We start from the raw sequence: 15,807 nt of genomic DNA, 5'->3' as shown, positions 1-15,807 counted from the left end.
GGAGGAAAGAACGATGGCACCTGCAAAGCTCTTACTAGTCGACGACGACGAGACGATACGTTTAACCCTCGGCATCATTCTCAGAAAACACGGCTTCAAAGTCACGGTCGCTGCAACGGTAACCGAAGCTCTCAAACACATCAGTTCGGAGGCCTTCGACGTCCTCCTGAGCGACCTTCACATGCCCGGTGCAGGAGACGGCCTCACGGTCGTCAGCGCCATGCGTCATGCCAACCCAAAAGCCGTCACCATACTGCTCAGTTCGTTTCCCCATATGGACGCCGCCGCTCAGGCGATCCTGCTGCAGACTGACGAAATTCTCGTCAAGCCAATGGACGTAACCATGTTGGTGGAGGCCATCAAACAGCGGCTCGCCGCAGGCCCCACTCGTGCCCGCCTCGTTGAGAGTGTCGCAGCCATCCTCGAACGTTCCTCAGACAGCACCATCAACGATTGGTACGAACTTGTCGAAAAAGAAGAGACCTTGATGGCAATTCCCATGACCTTCCAACAACGTTCCGGCCATCTCCCCCAGGTCATCCGGGACCTCGTCCTCCGCCTCCGTTCTTCAAAGAGTCTTGGCAGCAAAGAGTTATTCTCGGCAGCCGCCACAGAGCACGGCACCGTCCGCCGCAAGCAAGGCTACAGCGCCGCCATGATGGTCGAGGAGTCGCGCATCCTTCAGGTCAGCGTCTTCAACACCCTCCAGAAAAACCTGGCGAACATAGACTTCAGCGTAGTGCTCATCGGAGTGATGACCATCGCCGACGAAGTCGATTCACAGCTCAGCCAGGCGATGAAGAGCTACCTTGCAGAGTCGATCGTCGACGCGCTTCCGGCATAGCCACAAGAGGCGAAAGCGGAGGCGAATAGCATTGAGCAACGCCGCAGTTGGTGTAGAGTCGATTTCGCTTTTTTGTTTGTCATTCCCGAAGGGAATCTGCGTTTTGCAGTCAATACACCATCAGGCAAATCGCCATAAGCCTTTGCCGCCATCCTGAGCGCAGCGAAGGATCCCGAAGAACTCAGACCTACCCGAACCGCCCGTCCCTTCAACCCACCCTCTCCAGCCGTTGTCTGTTTTCTATCTCCCCGAAAAACCGTCAGAAATCGTCCTCTCCTCAGACACTCACTCACTCCTGACGATTCGCCGCCGTCGGCAATACCAATATTCGAGCCGCCAGAACAGATAGTCTCTTGATCGGTTCTGCCAACTCCTCCGCCAGCGTCTTCGCATCCCCAGCAAACCCACCCACACCCGCCAGATACACAATGTTCGTAATGCTCTGTAGCGGATTATTGATCCGGTGCGCCAGCTCATTGGCCATCCCGGACGCGGCGCCCACCATCGCCTGCTCCATCAGCAACTTCTGCTGTCGCTGCTGTCTCACGCCCATCGCAGCGAAGTTCGCCAGAACCAGCATCATACGAAGATCGTTCCCATCAAACGCCTCTCCGCGTCCATGCGCCATGATCCAGATCGTGCCCCGCGTCTCGCCTACCTCCCACGGCAGCAGAATGCCATCGGTCACCGTCGGAGCTTCAATCCTCATCAGATCGAAGAACCGCTGCGTGACGCGAAACAGCTGAGGTCGCCCCCTCTCCAGACACACCCCACACGCGCTGGGACTCCGTGGCAGCGTCGCATTCAGGAAACCCGCATACTCGCCCGCCGTTGCCACCCACTCATAGAACTCCGCGTCGCTCTTGTTCTCCCGCTCAATGCTGATGCCTGCACTGTCGGCGCCGCACAGGTCAACCGCTGAATTCACCAACTCCTGCAAAATCGTGTCAGGGCTCTCCACGAACGCGCGCGCCAACCGATGCATCCCCTCCATCTGCATCGCGACATCGCGATCATGCAGCCGTCTGCCCGCAAATGACGCATCCTCGAAAAGGTCGACCACCTCCAAACCGGTGTCAGCTACCATCGAAGTAAGCGCGCTCATCTCAAATCCTTCCCTGTCCCGTTGCTCCCGTGCCAAATACCCGACATGACGTCAGTCACATCGAACCGGTTCTCAACAGATCCGGGATCATCAATCATAACGTTCAGGGAGGTACAGTCGATAATAATCCACGTCCCCCAAAAAACTCACGAAATCTTCTTCAACCGTGGCGTATTTTTTTGCCCCCAAAATCACGCGGCCTAATCACCACGCCAGCCACGCATTCCACCACACTTTCACCACCAAAACACCACAACCAAAACAGCCTTTTTCGCAAAACACCCCTCAAAACCGCCCATAAAGCGGAGCTCTCCCCATCGCCACCACACCAGAATTTTTTCTGAAAGAATCTACCGCCGAACCGGCTCGATCGATACCGGAACCTGCTCCACAATCTCGATCCCGAACCCCTGCAGCGCCGGCACATGCGTCGGTGTATTGGTCAGCAGCCGAATCTTGTGAATCCCCAAATCCGACAGAATCTGCCCACCCAGACCCACTTGCCGCAGCGTCCTATGCGCCCGATCATCGCTTCCCTCCCGAGCCCGCTGCTCTCGATGCAGCACAATCCGCGCCGGCGTTACACCTCGATCCACGCCAAAACCCGCGCTGCCATTATGCAGATACACCAGCGCGCCCTTGCCCGCCTCCGCAATCATCTTCAGCGACTGCTCCACCACCGCCCTGCAATCACACAGCGTCGTAGAAAAAACATCTCCCGCGAGGCAATGCGTATGCACCCGTACCGGCACCGGCTCCGAGCCGCTCACATCCCCAAAGACCAGCGCAATATGCGACTCCCCACCATCCACCTCGCTCTCATAAGCGATCATGCGAAACTCCCCATGCGCCGTAGGCATCAGCGACTCCGCCACACGATGAATGTACCGCTCATGCTGCAACCGATAGCGAATCAGATCCGCCACCGTCACCATCAACAGCCCATGCTCCGCGCAGAACTTCACCAGGTCCGGCACCCGCGCCATCGTGCCATCATCGTTCATAATCTCGCAGATCACGCCCGCCGTCACCAGCCCCGCCATCCGCGCCAGATCCACCGAAGCCTCCGTCTGCCCAGCCCTCACCAGCACGCCGCCTTTGCGCGCGCGCAGCGGAAACACATGCCCCGGCCGCGCCAGATCGTGCGCCGTCGACCGCGGATCGATGGCCACCTTGATCGTATGTGCCCTGTCAGCAGCAGAGATCCCCGTCGTCACACCCTCCCGCGCCTCAATGCTCTCCGTAAACGCAGTCCCGAACCGCGACGTATTCTCCTGCGTCATCGGCCCCAGCCGCAGATAATCCGCACGCTCCTCCGTCAGCGTTAAGCAGATCAACCCGCGCCCATACTTCGCCATAAAGTTGATCGCCTCCGGTGTGACAAACTCCGCAGCCAGCGTCAGGTCGCCCTCATTCTCGCGGTCCTCGTCATCCACGACGACCACCATCCGACCCGCTTTGATCTCCGCAACTGCCTCTGTCACGTCAGCAAACATAATCCCGCCTCCTACATGCATCTCTTTCGACGCATCCCATCTTACGTCCGTCGCAAAAAAGAAACGCCACCCGCAAGGGGCAGCGCTCTCTTTTTACAACCGAATTACAAAATTCAAATCAAACACTTACAGTGTGGATTCGATCTCGAATCCCCACGCCTCAAGCAGCGCCTCAGGAATGTACTTCGAGTTCTTATTTCTACGGGCCCACTCACGAAGTCTTGTGGAGCGAATGTACTGGTCGGGCGTGAGCTTGAACTCCTTCACAACCTGCTCGAACGATGTTACCGTTGGAACAACCGGCCCGATCGGCTCAGGCTTGCCCCAATTGGGATTTCCACGACGCTTTGCCATATCTTTATCAGTACCTCTTCAAAATTTGATTTCCGCACTTCGCGTTATGCACTCTGGGAAATAAACGCAACCTTCATTCTAAGGCATTTAGGCAGCAAAAGCAAGGGCGTGTTCAGCCCTGCGCTCACCAGGCGTAGGCTATTCAGCGCTGTTGAGCCAAAGCGTAGAACTTCGCCACATCCGCCTTCATCTCCTTCAAGGCATCCACATTCAGATAGACCATGTGTCCCGCCGGATAGTAACCAAACTGCACATTGTTCACCAGTTTTTCCGGCAAATCCATATGACTCAGGTCGTACTCCGTTGAAAAGAATGGGGTAGCCAGATCAAAGTATCCATTGGCCGAGAACACCCGCAGCTTCGGATTCTTGCGAATCGCATCCGCCAGATCTACCGCCACATCCGGCGCCGTCTGCTCCCCAGCCCTCCCCGGCCCGCCGCCCGGAGCTTTATGCTTAAAGTCCCAATTCTCGTTCAGCCCAGGACCCGAGGTGTAGTACGGTTCCTGGCTCAAATACTTCAGCTCCCTCTGAACGTAGTCGTGAAATGCCCCAACATACACTCCACTGACCCCCGTATCCGATGGGTCATAACCCGGATTCTCCCCCGCTGAATCCACATCCCATCCCATGAACCGCGCATCATACCGACCCAAAGTCCGCTCATCCCCACGCAGCAGCTCCTTGCGAAACCGCGTCGCCGAAATCCGCAGTTTCGCCTCCTTCACATACTCCACGCTCAACCCCGTAATCGCCGCGACCTTTGCCGCCATCGTGTCGAACTCAGCCACGGACAATTTATCTCCCTGCTGCAGAGCCTCCGCATAGGGTCCGCGAGCAAAGACTCTCGCCTGCTCCACCCACTCAGCCAGACTCCCATTCGTCTTCACCTTGTGATAGTGGTACGCGATCGCAGCGAACGAAGGCATGTACCCGATCGCTTCATAGTCCAGCCCGGGACTCCGTCGGTTGTAGTTCAAAATCGACGACAGCAACGTCACGCCATTGAACTCAATCCCATCGTTCTGCAGAGCGTTCACCAGCCCAGCCGACCGCGTCGTTCCATACGACTCACCAAACAGAAACTTCGGAGAGTTCCACCGCTGATTCGCCGTAATGTAACGCACAATAAACTTCTTGAACGCCAGAATGTCCTGATCGGTCCCAGCAAAGTCTTTGACCGTACCCTTACCCACCGCGCGCGAGTAGCCCGTCAACGGCGCATCGATAAACACCAGGTCGCTCTTATCCAGCAGGCTGTATTGATTCTGCACCCACTCGAACGGCGCCGGCCCCGTGGCCTCTGGACTCTGCGTCACCACGCGCACCGGCCCGAACGATCCCATGTGCAGCCAAATCGTCGCCGCACCCGGCCCACCGTTATAGAAGAAGGTCACCGGCCGGCTCTTCGCCTCAACTCCATCTTCCGTGTAAGCCACATAGAAGATGCTCCCATTCGCCTTATCCTGATCGTCCCGTATCAGCAGATTCCCAGCGGTCGCCGTGTAGTGCACCAACCGGCCCCCGGCGGCCCACTCATGCCTGGTCACTGAACTCGTCTCTGCGGGAATTGGAACTGTCGTCTCGTCTTTCTTCGCCTCCGCATCCCCCGCCGCTCGCGCCTGCGGTAGCGCGGGCATCACCATCACAACCAAAGCAAGCGTAGCAATCAAACCTGGTATGCGAGATACCAATAAACCCTTCGAAACTTCGAGATGAATCAATTCGTTTCTCCCGTACCGTCGTCTAAACCCGACGCCGTGTAAATTACTTTACGGCTTTGTGGACGCGATCATCATACCTTTTCGATCACCCCTGACCACACGCCATCTGCGTGCATCTTTTTTCCAAGCCTTCACGTCTACGTCTACTGGTGCACCGCGTCAAACAACCACGCATCGCCAACCACACTGAGGCCCTCCATGAGTTTTCCTCCCTGCACCGAAAAAGAAGACGACATCCAGGAACACGATCAGCACACGCTCTCCGAGCAGTCCTCTGACGTCGAACTCTCCCGCCGAACCTTCGTGAAAGCCGCCGGCATCTTCGGAGCCGGCGTAGCAGCAGGCATCCCGCGTATCGCGGCGGCTGCAGAAGAGGCTCACGCCGCAGCCGCCACCACGCCCCACACGATGGATCTCACCCTCAAGGTGAACGGCACCTCGCAGTCGCTCTCCCTCGACACTCGCACCTCCCTCCTCGACGCGCTTCGCGAACATCTCGCCCTCACCGGCAGCAAGAAGGGCTGCGACCACGGCCAATGCGGAGCCTGTACCGTCCTTCTCAACGGCCGCCGCGTCAACTCCTGCCTCACCCTCGCAGTCACCGCCGACGGAGCCGACATCATCACCATCGAAGGTCTCGCCGACGGAGACACCCTTCATACCGTACAAGCCTCCTTCCTCGAGCATGATGGTTTTCAATGCGGCTACTGCACCCCAGGCCAGATCTGCTCCGCCGTTGCTCTTCTCGAGGAACACAAACACGGCACTCTCAGTGCGGTCTCCTTCGAGCAACGCCTCAGTGCCTGCAGCGACCGTCCAAGCCTTAATGATCAGGAGATTCGCGAGCGCATGAGCGGCAACATCTGCCGGTGCGGAGCCTACCCCAACATCGTCGCCGCAGTCCGCGCTCTCGTTCCTGATGAAGGCTGCGGTCCTTCGGTATCGGAACTCGAAATAAAACCATCGACCAGCTTCGGAGCCCGCTCATGAATCCCTTCAACTATCAGCGCGCCGCCTCTCCAGAAGAAGCCGTTCACGCGCTCTCCGCGCGAGGCACGAAGTTCCTCGGTGGTGGCACCAATCTCGTCGATCTGATGAAGTACAACGTCGAGCACCCGTCCACTCTCGTCGACGTCACCCATCTCGACTTCACCCAGATCACCAAAACTGGCGACCTCACCTTAATCGGCGCCGGAGTCCGCAACAGCGACCTCGCCAATCATCCGATCATCCGCAGCCACTATCCTTTGCTCTCGCAAGCCCTTCTCAGCGGGGCCTCCCCGCAACTGCGCAACATGGCCACAACAGGCGGCAACCTCATGCAGCGCACCCGCTGCTACTACTTCATGGACACCGCCTTCTCCGAGTGCAACAAGCGCACTCCAGGCAGCGGCTGTGCCGCAATCAAAGGCTTCAACCGCATTCACGCCATCCTCGGCGCAAGCAGCGGAAGCAGTCGAAGTGCGGAGTGCATCGCCACCAACCCATCCGACATGAACGTCGCTCTCGCCGCCCTCAACGCCACCATCCACGCGCAAGGACCGAAGGGCAAACGAACCATCCCCCTCGCCGACTTCCACCGTCTTCCAGGCAACACCCCACATCTTGAAACCAACCTCAAGCCCGACGAGCTCATCATCGCAGTCGAGCTCCCGGCACCGAAGTTCGCGAAGAATTCCTGGTACCTCAAAGTCCGCGACCGTCAGAGCTACGCCTTCGCTCTTGTCTCCGTCGCCGCTGGTCTCGAGTTGGAAGGCGGCACCATCAAATCGGCTGGCCTGGCACTGGGCGGAGTCGCCCACAAGCCATGGCGATCCGTCGAAGCTGAAAGATCTCTCATCGGCGCGACCACAGGCCCAGAGTCCTTCAAAAAAGCTGCCGACCTCGCCCTTGCCGGAGCCAGACCGTACGAACACAACGCCTTCAAGATCGAACTCGCCAAACAAAGCATCGTGCGCGCCCTCACCCTCGCCGCACAAGGAGCACAAGCATGACGGCCCCCGCTCTCTTTCAAGACGAAGCCCCCAAGACCCCGCAGCGTCAGCTCAAAAACCGCTACGATGGCCGAGATAAGGTCACCGGCAAAGCAAAATACTCCGCTGAATTTCCAGTTAAGGACGTCACCTACGGTTACATCGTTCAAAGCACGATCCCCAAGGGCACCCTCGTCTCCATCGACCAAACCGCGGCTGGCAAAGCATCAGGCGTTCTCGCCGTCCTCACTCCCTTCAACGCACCAAAACTTCCCGTAGCGTCTCCTCAACCTCCCGCACGCCGCCACATCACCGTCCTGCAGGAGAAGGACATCTTCTACAACGGCCAACCCATCGCCGTCGTCGTCGCTCGCTCGCTCCCAGAGGCGATGCACGCTGCAACCCTGCTCAAGATCACCTATAAGAGCCAGCCCGCACAACTCGAATTCAAAGGTCGGCTCGCCGAAGCCCGTCCTCCCAAACAACCCGGCCGCGAACCCGCCGACAGCAAACGCGGCGACATCGCCACGTCACTCTCAAACTCCGCCGTCACCCTCGACGTCGTTTACACCACACCCATCCAGAATCACAATCCCATGGAGCCGCACGCCACCATCGCCTGGTGGGACGGTTCCAAGCTCAACGTCTACGACGCCACGCAGTACATCACCGGCGACCGCCAGACTCTCGCCCGCACCTTCGGTATTCCCGTCGATGACGTTCGCGTTCAATGCCCCTTCGTCGGTGGAGGCTTCGGCAGCAAAGGCTCCACCTGGAGCCACGTCGTGCTCGCCGCGATGGCGGCAAAGGTCGTCGGCAAACCCGTCAAGCTCGCTCTCGAACGCGGACAGATGTTCGGCCCCGTAGGCTCCCGCCCCACCACCGCGCAAAACATAAAACTAGGCGCCACCGCCGACGGCAAGCTGCTCGCCATCCAGCACGACGTCATCGTCCACACCTCACTGATGGAGGACTTCCTTGAGCCCTCCGCGATGCAGACCCGCTTCCTGTACAACAGCGAGTCCAACGTCACCAGTCACCGCCTCGTTGACATGAATCTCGGCGTCGGCACCTTCCAACGCGCACCAGGCGAGGCCACCGGCACCATCGCTCTCGAGTGCGCCATGGACGAGCTCGCCCACAAACTCAACATCGACCCCGTCCAATTGCGTCTCATCAACTACGCGGAAAAAGATCACAGCAAAGATCGTCCATGGACCGAGAAGAGCCTTCGCCAGTGCTACACCGATGCCGCCGATCGCTTCGGCTGGTCCAAACGCAATCCAGAACCCGGACAACTACGCGAAGACAACAATCTCATCGGCTACGGCATGGCGACAGCAACCTACGGGGCTAACCGCTCCGCTGCCTCCGCCGTCGTGCGTATCCTCCCGAACGGCCGCGCCTACATCGGATGCGGCACACAGGATCTAGGCACTGGCGCCTACACCGTTCTCGCACAGGCTTGCGCCCAGGGCCTCGGCATTGATCCCGCGCTAGTCGACGTTCAACTCGGCGATTCCAATCTCCCAAAGGCCCCCGTCTCCGGCGGCTCGCAGTCCACCGCGAGCATCGGCCCCGCCGCCGCAGCAGCAGCAACACAGGCCAAACTCAAGCTCTTCGAACTCGCCGTCAACGACTCGCAGTCACCCCTTCACGGCCTCCAGGCCGGAAGTCTCGACACACAAGACGGAAAAGTCTTCGCTAAATCGTCACCCAATAAGTCGGACACCTTCACCGCTATCCTGCAGCGTGCTGGCGGCCAGCCCATCGAAGCTACAGGCAGCGCTGAACCCGGCGAAGACAGAACCGCCTACACCGCGCAGTCCTTCGGCGCAGTCTTCGCAGAGGTCGCCGTCGACATCGACACCCACATGGTTCAGGTCCGACGCATCGTCGCCACTTACGACATCGGAACCCTGGTCAATCAAAAAACTGGAATCAACCAACTCCAGGGCGGCATCGTCTGGGGTGTAAGCTCCGCTCTCCACGAAGAGGCGCACATCGACCCCACTCACGGCCGCACCGTCAACGAGACCCTCGCCGAATACCACGTCCCCGTCAACGCCGACATCGGCACCATCGATGTCACCGTCACCGGCATTCCCGACACAAAGTTCAATCCTCTAGGCGCACGTGGCATCGGAGAGATTGGGATCACCGGCGCAGCCGCAGCCATCGGTAACGCCATCTACAACGCCACCGGCAAACGCATCCGCGACTATCCCATCACCATAGACAAGATCATGCAGGCATAGCCGTGATCATCCTCCCGACCGAGAGAGGTTTTAAGGTAGACAAGTCACGAAGTGACCGCACTCCGCGCAGGAGGCCCGTCCGGCAGGACCCCTCAAGCCGTATCAAGATGAAACGGAGTGGTGTATCTCTCCACCGGGTACCCCTTTGCCTTCCAGGCATCCAAGCCGCCCTTCAAAAATTTGATCTTCGTAAAATTCAACGCCAGCGCCCTCTCCAGGATCATCCGGCTGGTGCTCTGGCTCACGCACGTGCAGTAGATCACTGAATCTTTCTCCTTCGGAATCAGCGAAGCCTGCTCCAGGACCTCCTTCGGTGGAATCCTCTTCGCGCCGGGAATAATCTCCGAATGTGCCAGCAGATCCAGCGGCTGGCGAACATCGAACAGCAGAATTTCTTGATTCTGCTCGAGCAGATCATGAAGCGCATCCGCTTCGATACTGTGCTCCTCTAGCTCACGCCTCCGCCGCAGCTGTCTGATCCTCAACAACCCAAACAGCAACACAAGGAACCCAACCACACAAATCGCAATCAGATACATACAGCCTCCTCCATGCATCTCCGTTTTATCTGATCATTCCGTTGCTTCGAAAGATGCTGGAAATTACAGCTACACCACCTGCCCAACACCCCTCATATCCAGCGACACCGCCTCCGCCGGGCTCAGGTAGACAGCTTATCCTTCACCAGAGAGAGCGCCCGGCTGGCAGCCGCGGCGAAAGCGCCCGCCGTAGCAGGGTCGGCCACATCCTTTGCCTCCCAGTTGATCGTCAGGCAGAAGTATACCCACCGCCCGTCAAACAGCATCGCTCCCGGCGCACACAGCGCATGAAATCCCGGAACATCGATGCTCCCGCCCTTCACGAACGCGCTCACTCCCAGCGGTAGCGGAAGCAGCCAGATCGCATCCCCAAGCGAAAGAACTCGGCGAAACTCATTGAGCGTCTCCTTAGCCTTGAAGAAACCTCCTTGCAGCGCTCGCGAATAGTACGACACAAGGTCATCGGCAGAACAAGCCATCGTCTGCACGTTATTCATCGGCACGTTCACCATCGTCTGATTCGCTGCCGCCCCCAAATCCTCCCAGCTAAAAGTCCTATAGTCCTTCGCTCCCAGCAAATAACCAAAGAGTGACCGCGTGCTTTCGGGAATCATGCAGCTCTTCAATCCTGCCGAAGTAACAAACTCACGAACCTTCTCAGGGCCAACATGCTTCAGACACATATCTGTCCCTGTGTTATCGCTATGCATGATCATCGCTTCCAGCGCAGTTCTCTCCGAGACCTTACCGATCAGATTCGGCGGATTGAACATTGCGCTGTCCAGCGACCACACGCTCGCATCCAGACTCAGCTGCCGAGCCTTCAGCGTCTGAACTACATCGGGCGCATCGACCTGCCGCAGCGCCTCGCACAAGATGAAAGTCTTAATCGCGCTTCCCACAAACATCGTCTTAGCCGAGTTCAACTCCGCCAGAAACTCTGGCTTTCCATTCACCGCCGGCGCATAGATCTTCACTGCGACATCTCCGGGAAGCCCCTTGAACAGGGACAAAATCGCATCGGGTGTCGCCTTATCCTCAGCAGCCATCGCAGGCCGCGCCACTTGCATCGTCCCGACCGCCGCTGCACTCTTCACCAAAAACTCCCGCCGCGAATTCAACATACTCTTCCTTCCCACTCGCACCGCGAGTGTCACCTAGAGCTGAAATTTGAAAACATTTGGATTCGCGATACATGCTACTCTCTCTCTGATTTCGGACAACAAATCATGACCGTACCAAGCTCAGCGTCATAACCGTCGTCGTAGGACTCATGACTCCAACCGTCCTGGCGAATCCAACTTTGGCTCTCTCGCAACAAGCTCCACCCGCCGCATCGTCCGCGGAGAGCAAGAAACCGGACCCACAAGCAAATCCCAAACGCTTCCCAATCCAGACTTCTTCGGCATCTATCACGCTGGAGACGGAGTTACGCCTCCGAAGCTCATCTACTCGGTAGAGCCAGAATTTTCCGAAAAGGCGAGAAAGAAAAAGATTGGAGGCAACTGCCTCGTCTCTTTCATCGTTCGCATCGACGGCACCACTACCGACATACACGTTGCGAAGTCGATCGCTGATACCCTTGTCCAAGAAGGAACGAGAGCAGCTCTCACCCTCGACGAAAATGCTGTCAAAGTCGTAGCACAGTATCGGTTCACTCCCGCAACCTACCGCGGCACACCTGTTCCGTATCGGACGACAGTCGAAGTGAACTACCAGATCTTCTAGCTCTTTTCACTAACCCGCAACTCCATTTCAGGACTCAAACTGTCCACCTCGAGTTCCTCACAAGCCACTTCGCCCTCACGCGAACAATATGCGAAACTCGAAGCTAGCAGAATGAACCTCGAAACTCTCCTCCATCAAACCTTCGGCTTCGCAGAGTTTCGCGCCAACCAGGAGGCTGTCTGCCGCGCCGCCACCGAGGGCCGCGACGTCCTCCTCGTCATGCCCACCGGAGCAGGAAAATCCCTCTGCTACCAGCTTCCCGCCATCGCCCGCGGCGGCACCGCACTCGTCATTTCCCCTCTCATCGCCCTCATGGACGATCAAGCCACCAAGCTCACCGCCGCTGGCCTCCGCGTCGGCCGCATCCACTCCGGCCTCTCCCGCGACGAGGCCCGTCAGGCCTGCCGCGACTATCTCGACGGCACCCTTCAGTTCCTCTTCATCGCACCCGAGCGCATGCGCGTCCCCAACTTCCCCGAGATGCTCGCAAAGAAGAAGCCGTCTCTCATCGCCATCGACGAGGCCCACTGCATCTCCGCCTGGGGCCACGACTTTCGCCCCGACTACCGCACCCTCGGCGACTTCCTCCCTGCCCTGCGCCCCGCCCCCGTCATCGCCCTCACCGCCACCGCCACGCCAACCGTCCAACGCGACATCATCACCCAACTCAAGCTCACCCAACCCGACCTCTTCATCCACGGCTTCCGCCGCCACAACCTCGCCATCGAGGTCGTCGAGCTCTCCAAGCCCCGCCGCAACGAGTTCACCGCCAATCTCCTCAAAGAAAAATCCAACCGGCCCGCCATCGTCTACGCGCCTTCACGCAAGTCCGCGGAAGAACTCGCCGCCTCCCTGGGCGGAAGTGCCGCCGCCTACCACGCCGGCCTCGACCCCGCCACCCGCGAACGCGTCCAGCGCCACTTCCTCACCGGCAGACTAGAAGTAGTCGTCGCAACGATTGCCTTCGGCATGGGCATCGACAAAGCCGACGTCCGCACCGTAGTTCATACTGCGCTCCCCGGCTCCGTCGAGCAGTACTACCAGGAGATTGGCCGCGCCGGACGCGACGGTCAGCCCTCCCGCACCGTCCTCCTCCACTCCTTCGCCGACCGCAAGATGCACGACTTCTTCCTCGAGCGCGACTACCCCGCCATCACCGACCTCACCCGCGTTGCCGCTCTCCTCTCCGACGACCACCAGATGCCCGACCTCCTCCGCCAGCGCCTCAAGATGGATGCTGAGACCTTCGACAAAGCCGTCGAAAAACTCATCGCCCAGGGCGCAGCCAACATCGACATGGCCGGCAACGTCCGCGCCGCCGAAGACGCCCCTCGCAGCGCAGCCTGGCGCAAAGGCTACGACGATCAGATTAACTTCCGCCGCTCCCAGATCGACCGCATGGTCCAGTTCGCCGAGTCCGCACAGTGCCGCATGGCCGCTCTCATTCAGCACTTCGGCGACACCGCCGACGGCCTCCGCCCCTGCGGCCACTGCGACTTCTGCGCCCCGCAAAACGCAACCGCACAAACCTTCCGCCCACCCACCACAGAAGAAGACCGCCAACTTCGCGCCATCCTCCGCGCACTAGACGGACAAACCCGCGCCACCGGCAAACTCCACACCGAACTCTCCACCGGCCCCTTGCGCAACACTCCCGCCGCCGACCGCAAAGTCTTCGACACCCTCCTCGACGCCCTCACCCGCTCCGGCCTCATCGCGCTCAACACCGACCAGTGGACCAACCCCGAAGGCAACGTCGTCACCTACAAAAAGGCCTCCCTCACCCATGAAGGCCGCACCCTCACCGGCCCCCTCCCACCCGACCTCCTTCTCAAAGACACCACCGCTTTCACAATGTCCTCCTCCAGCAAAAAATCACGAGCGACCAACAGCGCTAGACCCTCCAAGGCCTCGCTCAAAGCCGAGCGCGACCAAACCACCGCAGCCTACACGCCCGCACAAAAATCACTCGAAGCCAACCTCCGCGAGTGGCGCAAAATCGAAGCCGCCAAAACCTGTAAACCCGCATTCATGGTCTTCTCCGATGCTGTCCTCAACGCGATAGTCCTCAGTCGCCCCACCACCATTCCCTCACTCCTGCAACTACAAGGCATCGGTCCTCGCATTGCCGACACTCATGGCGCCGCGATCATCGCTCTCTGCCGCACCCAAGATCCCTTCTCTCCATCGATCACGACCAGAAAAGAATCGTCATCTCGACCGGACCCTGAGCGAGTGAAGCGAGTCGAAGGGGAAGTGGAGAGACCCCCGCATTTTGCCCGAGCTACCCAACATCCTTCCTCAGCCTCAGCAGTTACCGTTGCATCAAAGTCCCCCAGGTCTTCGGCCCTGACTTTCACAGCCAGCGAAGAGAGTGGTGGGGCAAGTTCTCAATCCGCCGAAACCTTCCACCGCCAACGCACCACCAACCCCGACCCCATCGACTCCCTAACCCCCGAGCAACAAGCTCTCGACGAACGCCTCCGCGAATGGCGCAAAGCCGAGTCCGACCGCCTCGGCCTCCCGCTCTTCTTCGTCCTCGCCTCCACCACACTGCGCAACATCGTCCTCGCCCGACCACAAAACCTAACCCAGCTCAAATCCATTCAAGGCCTGGGCCTGGACAAGATCGAAAAGTTCGGCCCCGGCATCATCCAGGTCTGCACCGCCTGAAGACACTCGAGCATTAGTCGAAGCCCGCGCTCTATGGCACCCTGTCTTCAGTCGCTAAAGCAGCCGCGCGGAGGCAACACATGCCAACTGCAACCATCGCAAAACGCATCAGTCCCATGCTCGCCGTCGCTGACATGGAAGAGACTCTCGCGTTCTACCAGGAAGTTCTAGGCTTCAAGCTCACCATGAACTCCCCTGAATACTCCATCGTCGAACGTGATGGCCAGACCATTCACTTCCAAAAGGCAGCCTCCGAGAAGGTCATGCAATGCGTTCGCGGGCACACCGAGATCTATCTCGAGGTCTCCAACATCCACCCGCTCTGGGAGCATGTAAAAACCCTCAAAGACCGCTACCGCATCCGAGACCTCTTCGACCGCGACTACGGCATGACGGAGTTTCACATCTCCGACCCGAACGACTGCCTCGTCTTCGTCGGCGAACCCACTCCCGGCTAGCGGCGACGGGCTCCGACTTAGGTTGCCAGGAAAAATGAATCACTATTCATTTCACCCCTCACTGTGCTAACGTCCGAAGCACAGGCCGCCTATGAGCGAACACCAGCCCACATCCGACACCGCCCGCCACACCCCCATCTCGATGGACGGCAACCCCACCATCGACGAGCGCGCCAATCACTGCTTCGGCTGCGGCCCGGCCAACCCGCAAGGCCTCCATCTCGCCTTCACCACCGACACCTCAAACCCCGAAGCCATCACCACCACCTGCAACTTCCAGCTCGACCGCATGCACGAAGGCCCCCCGGGCCACATCCACGGCGGCATCGTCGCCGCTTTGCTCGACGAAGCCATGAGCAAGCTCAACCGCCCCCTCAACGTCCTCGCGATGACACGCCACATGGAGATCGACTATCTCCGCCCCGTCCCGCTCTACCAGCCTCTCGTTCTCATAGGCCGCCACCTCAACCGCCCCGACAAAGCCGACGGCAAACCCGGCCGCAAGCTCTTCCATCAAGCCGAAATTCAACACCCCGACGGCACAGTCCTCGCCCGCAGCAAAGGCCTCTTCATCGCCATCGACGAAAAACTCCTCTTCGCCGCCGGCATCACCCCATAGTTCCCGGCCGAAGGCCGGACCCAAGCCGCCGAACCTA

The 15,807-nt window shown here is 59.2% G+C and carries 14 protein-coding genes; 8 read left to right on the top strand and 6 right to left on the bottom strand.

The annotated features are described in order from the left end of the window. Positions 1–13 precede the first annotated feature (13 nt). Complete coding sequence (locus HDF12_RS11685) at positions 14–844, top strand: response regulator (RefSeq protein ID WP_179583040.1); 831 nt, start codon at positions 14–16, stop codon at positions 842–844. A 289-nt stretch (positions 845–1,133) separates the two neighbouring features. Here HDF12_RS11685 and HDF12_RS11680 read toward each other — a convergent pair whose 3' ends face one another. From HDF12_RS11680 to HDF12_RS11665, 4 genes are all read right to left on the bottom strand, one after another. Beyond that, the gene (locus tag HDF12_RS11680; protein ID WP_179583039.1) at positions 1,134–1,949 is read right to left on the bottom strand and encodes a GAF domain-containing protein; all 816 of its coding nucleotides are present in this window, start codon (positions 1,947–1,949) and stop codon (positions 1,134–1,136) included. A 350-nt stretch (positions 1,950–2,299) separates the two neighbouring features. Then, a complete protein-coding gene (ribB, locus tag HDF12_RS11675; RefSeq protein ID WP_179583037.1) occupies positions 2,300–3,445 on the bottom strand; it encodes a 3,4-dihydroxy-2-butanone-4-phosphate synthase in 1,146 nt (381 codons plus the stop codon). Positions 3,446–3,571: 126 nt separating this feature from the next. Next, the gene (locus tag HDF12_RS11670; RefSeq protein WP_020713518.1) at positions 3,572–3,799 is read right to left on the bottom strand and encodes a hypothetical protein; all 228 of its coding nucleotides are present in this window, start codon (positions 3,797–3,799) and stop codon (positions 3,572–3,574) included. A gap of 142 nt (positions 3,800–3,941) precedes the next feature. Then, positions 3,942–5,522, bottom strand: a complete 1,581-nt coding sequence (locus HDF12_RS11665) for a S10 family peptidase (RefSeq protein ID WP_257025519.1) — start codon at positions 5,520–5,522, stop codon at positions 3,942–3,944. Positions 5,523–5,720: 198 nt separating this feature from the next. On the opposite strand from HDF12_RS11665, the gene HDF12_RS11660 reads away from it, so the two are divergent. The 3 genes from HDF12_RS11660 to HDF12_RS11650 are packed head-to-tail and all read left to right on the top strand — an operon-like array spanning position 5,721 to position 9,753. Further along, positions 5,721–6,512 carry a 2Fe-2S iron-sulfur cluster-binding protein gene (locus HDF12_RS11660; RefSeq protein WP_179583035.1) on the top strand — a complete coding sequence of 264 codons (792 nt, stop codon included), beginning with the start codon at positions 5,721–5,723 and terminating at the stop codon, positions 6,510–6,512. After that, on the top strand, positions 6,509–7,516 hold the full coding sequence (locus tag HDF12_RS11655) for an FAD binding domain-containing protein (RefSeq protein WP_179583033.1): 1,008 nt from the start codon (positions 6,509–6,511) through the stop codon (positions 7,514–7,516). The genes HDF12_RS11660 and HDF12_RS11655 overlap by 4 nt, the downstream gene beginning before the upstream one ends. Continuing rightward, a complete protein-coding gene (locus HDF12_RS11650) occupies positions 7,513–9,753 on the top strand; it encodes a xanthine dehydrogenase family protein molybdopterin-binding subunit (RefSeq protein ID WP_179583031.1) in 2,241 nt (746 codons plus the stop codon). The genes HDF12_RS11655 and HDF12_RS11650 overlap by 4 nt, the downstream gene beginning before the upstream one ends. Positions 9,754–9,845: 92 nt before the next feature. Here HDF12_RS11650 and HDF12_RS11645 read toward each other — a convergent pair whose 3' ends face one another. Next, positions 9,846–10,292 carry a rhodanese-like domain-containing protein gene (locus HDF12_RS11645; protein WP_179583029.1) on the bottom strand — a complete coding sequence of 149 codons (447 nt, stop codon included), beginning with the start codon at positions 10,290–10,292 and terminating at the stop codon, positions 9,846–9,848. 122 nt (positions 10,293–10,414) lie between these two features. After that, complete coding sequence (locus HDF12_RS11640) at positions 10,415–11,416, bottom strand: serine hydrolase (protein ID WP_179583027.1); 1,002 nt, start codon at positions 11,414–11,416, stop codon at positions 10,415–10,417. A gap of 211 nt (positions 11,417–11,627) precedes the next feature. On the opposite strand from HDF12_RS11640, the gene HDF12_RS22895 reads away from it, so the two are divergent. The 4 genes from HDF12_RS22895 to HDF12_RS11620 all read left to right on the top strand — a co-directional run bounded on the left by HDF12_RS22895 (position 11,628) and on the right by HDF12_RS11620 (position 15,770). After that, positions 11,628–12,020, top strand: a complete 393-nt coding sequence (locus tag HDF12_RS22895; protein WP_179583684.1) for an energy transducer TonB — start codon at positions 11,628–11,630, stop codon at positions 12,018–12,020. Positions 12,021–12,131: 111 nt separating this feature from the next. Beyond that, a complete protein-coding gene (locus tag HDF12_RS11630; protein ID WP_179583025.1) occupies positions 12,132–14,693 on the top strand; it encodes a RecQ family ATP-dependent DNA helicase in 2,562 nt (853 codons plus the stop codon). Positions 14,694–14,773: 80 nt separating this feature from the next. Further along, complete coding sequence (locus HDF12_RS11625) at positions 14,774–15,151, top strand: VOC family protein (protein WP_179583023.1); 378 nt, start codon at positions 14,774–14,776, stop codon at positions 15,149–15,151. 91 nt (positions 15,152–15,242) lie between these two features. Beyond that, a complete protein-coding gene (locus tag HDF12_RS11620; RefSeq protein WP_179583021.1) occupies positions 15,243–15,770 on the top strand; it encodes a PaaI family thioesterase in 528 nt (175 codons plus the stop codon). The last annotated feature ends 37 nt before the right edge of the window (positions 15,771–15,807 follow it).

Source organism: Tunturiibacter gelidiferens (assembly GCF_013410115.1).
Lineage (GTDB): Bacteria > Acidobacteriota > Terriglobia > Terriglobales > Acidobacteriaceae > Edaphobacter > Edaphobacter gelidiferens.
This window is presented reverse-complemented; position numbering and strand designations above follow the sequence as displayed.

Bases quoted from the DNA above. Each gene is read 5' to 3' on its own strand.
- HDF12_RS11685 (WP_179583040.1), top strand. From the start codon at position 14: ATGGCACCTGCAAAGCTCTTACTAGTCGACGACGACGAGACGATACGT.
- HDF12_RS11680 (WP_179583039.1), bottom strand. From the start codon at position 1,949: ATGAGCGCGCTTACTTCGATGGTAGCTGACACCGGTTTGGAGGTGGTC.
- ribB (WP_179583037.1), bottom strand. From the start codon at position 3,445: ATGTTTGCTGACGTGACAGAGGCAGTTGCGGAGATCAAAGCGGGTCGG.
- HDF12_RS11670 (WP_020713518.1), bottom strand. From the start codon at position 3,799: ATGGCAAAGCGTCGTGGAAATCCCAATTGGGGCAAGCCTGAGCCGATC.
- HDF12_RS11660 (WP_179583035.1), top strand. From the start codon at position 5,721: ATGAGTTTTCCTCCCTGCACCGAAAAAGAAGACGACATCCAGGAACAC.
- HDF12_RS11655 (WP_179583033.1), top strand. From the start codon at position 6,509: ATGAATCCCTTCAACTATCAGCGCGCCGCCTCTCCAGAAGAAGCCGTT.
- HDF12_RS11650 (WP_179583031.1), top strand. From the start codon at position 7,513: ATGACGGCCCCCGCTCTCTTTCAAGACGAAGCCCCCAAGACCCCGCAG.
- HDF12_RS11645 (WP_179583029.1), bottom strand. From the start codon at position 10,292: ATGTATCTGATTGCGATTTGTGTGGTTGGGTTCCTTGTGTTGCTGTTT.
- HDF12_RS11640 (WP_179583027.1), bottom strand. From the start codon at position 11,416: ATGTTGAATTCGCGGCGGGAGTTTTTGGTGAAGAGTGCAGCGGCGGTC.
- HDF12_RS11630 (WP_179583025.1), top strand. From the start codon at position 12,132: ATGAACCTCGAAACTCTCCTCCATCAAACCTTCGGCTTCGCAGAGTTT.
- HDF12_RS11625 (WP_179583023.1), top strand. From the start codon at position 14,774: ATGCCAACTGCAACCATCGCAAAACGCATCAGTCCCATGCTCGCCGTC.
- HDF12_RS11620 (WP_179583021.1), top strand. From the start codon at position 15,243: ATGAGCGAACACCAGCCCACATCCGACACCGCCCGCCACACCCCCATC.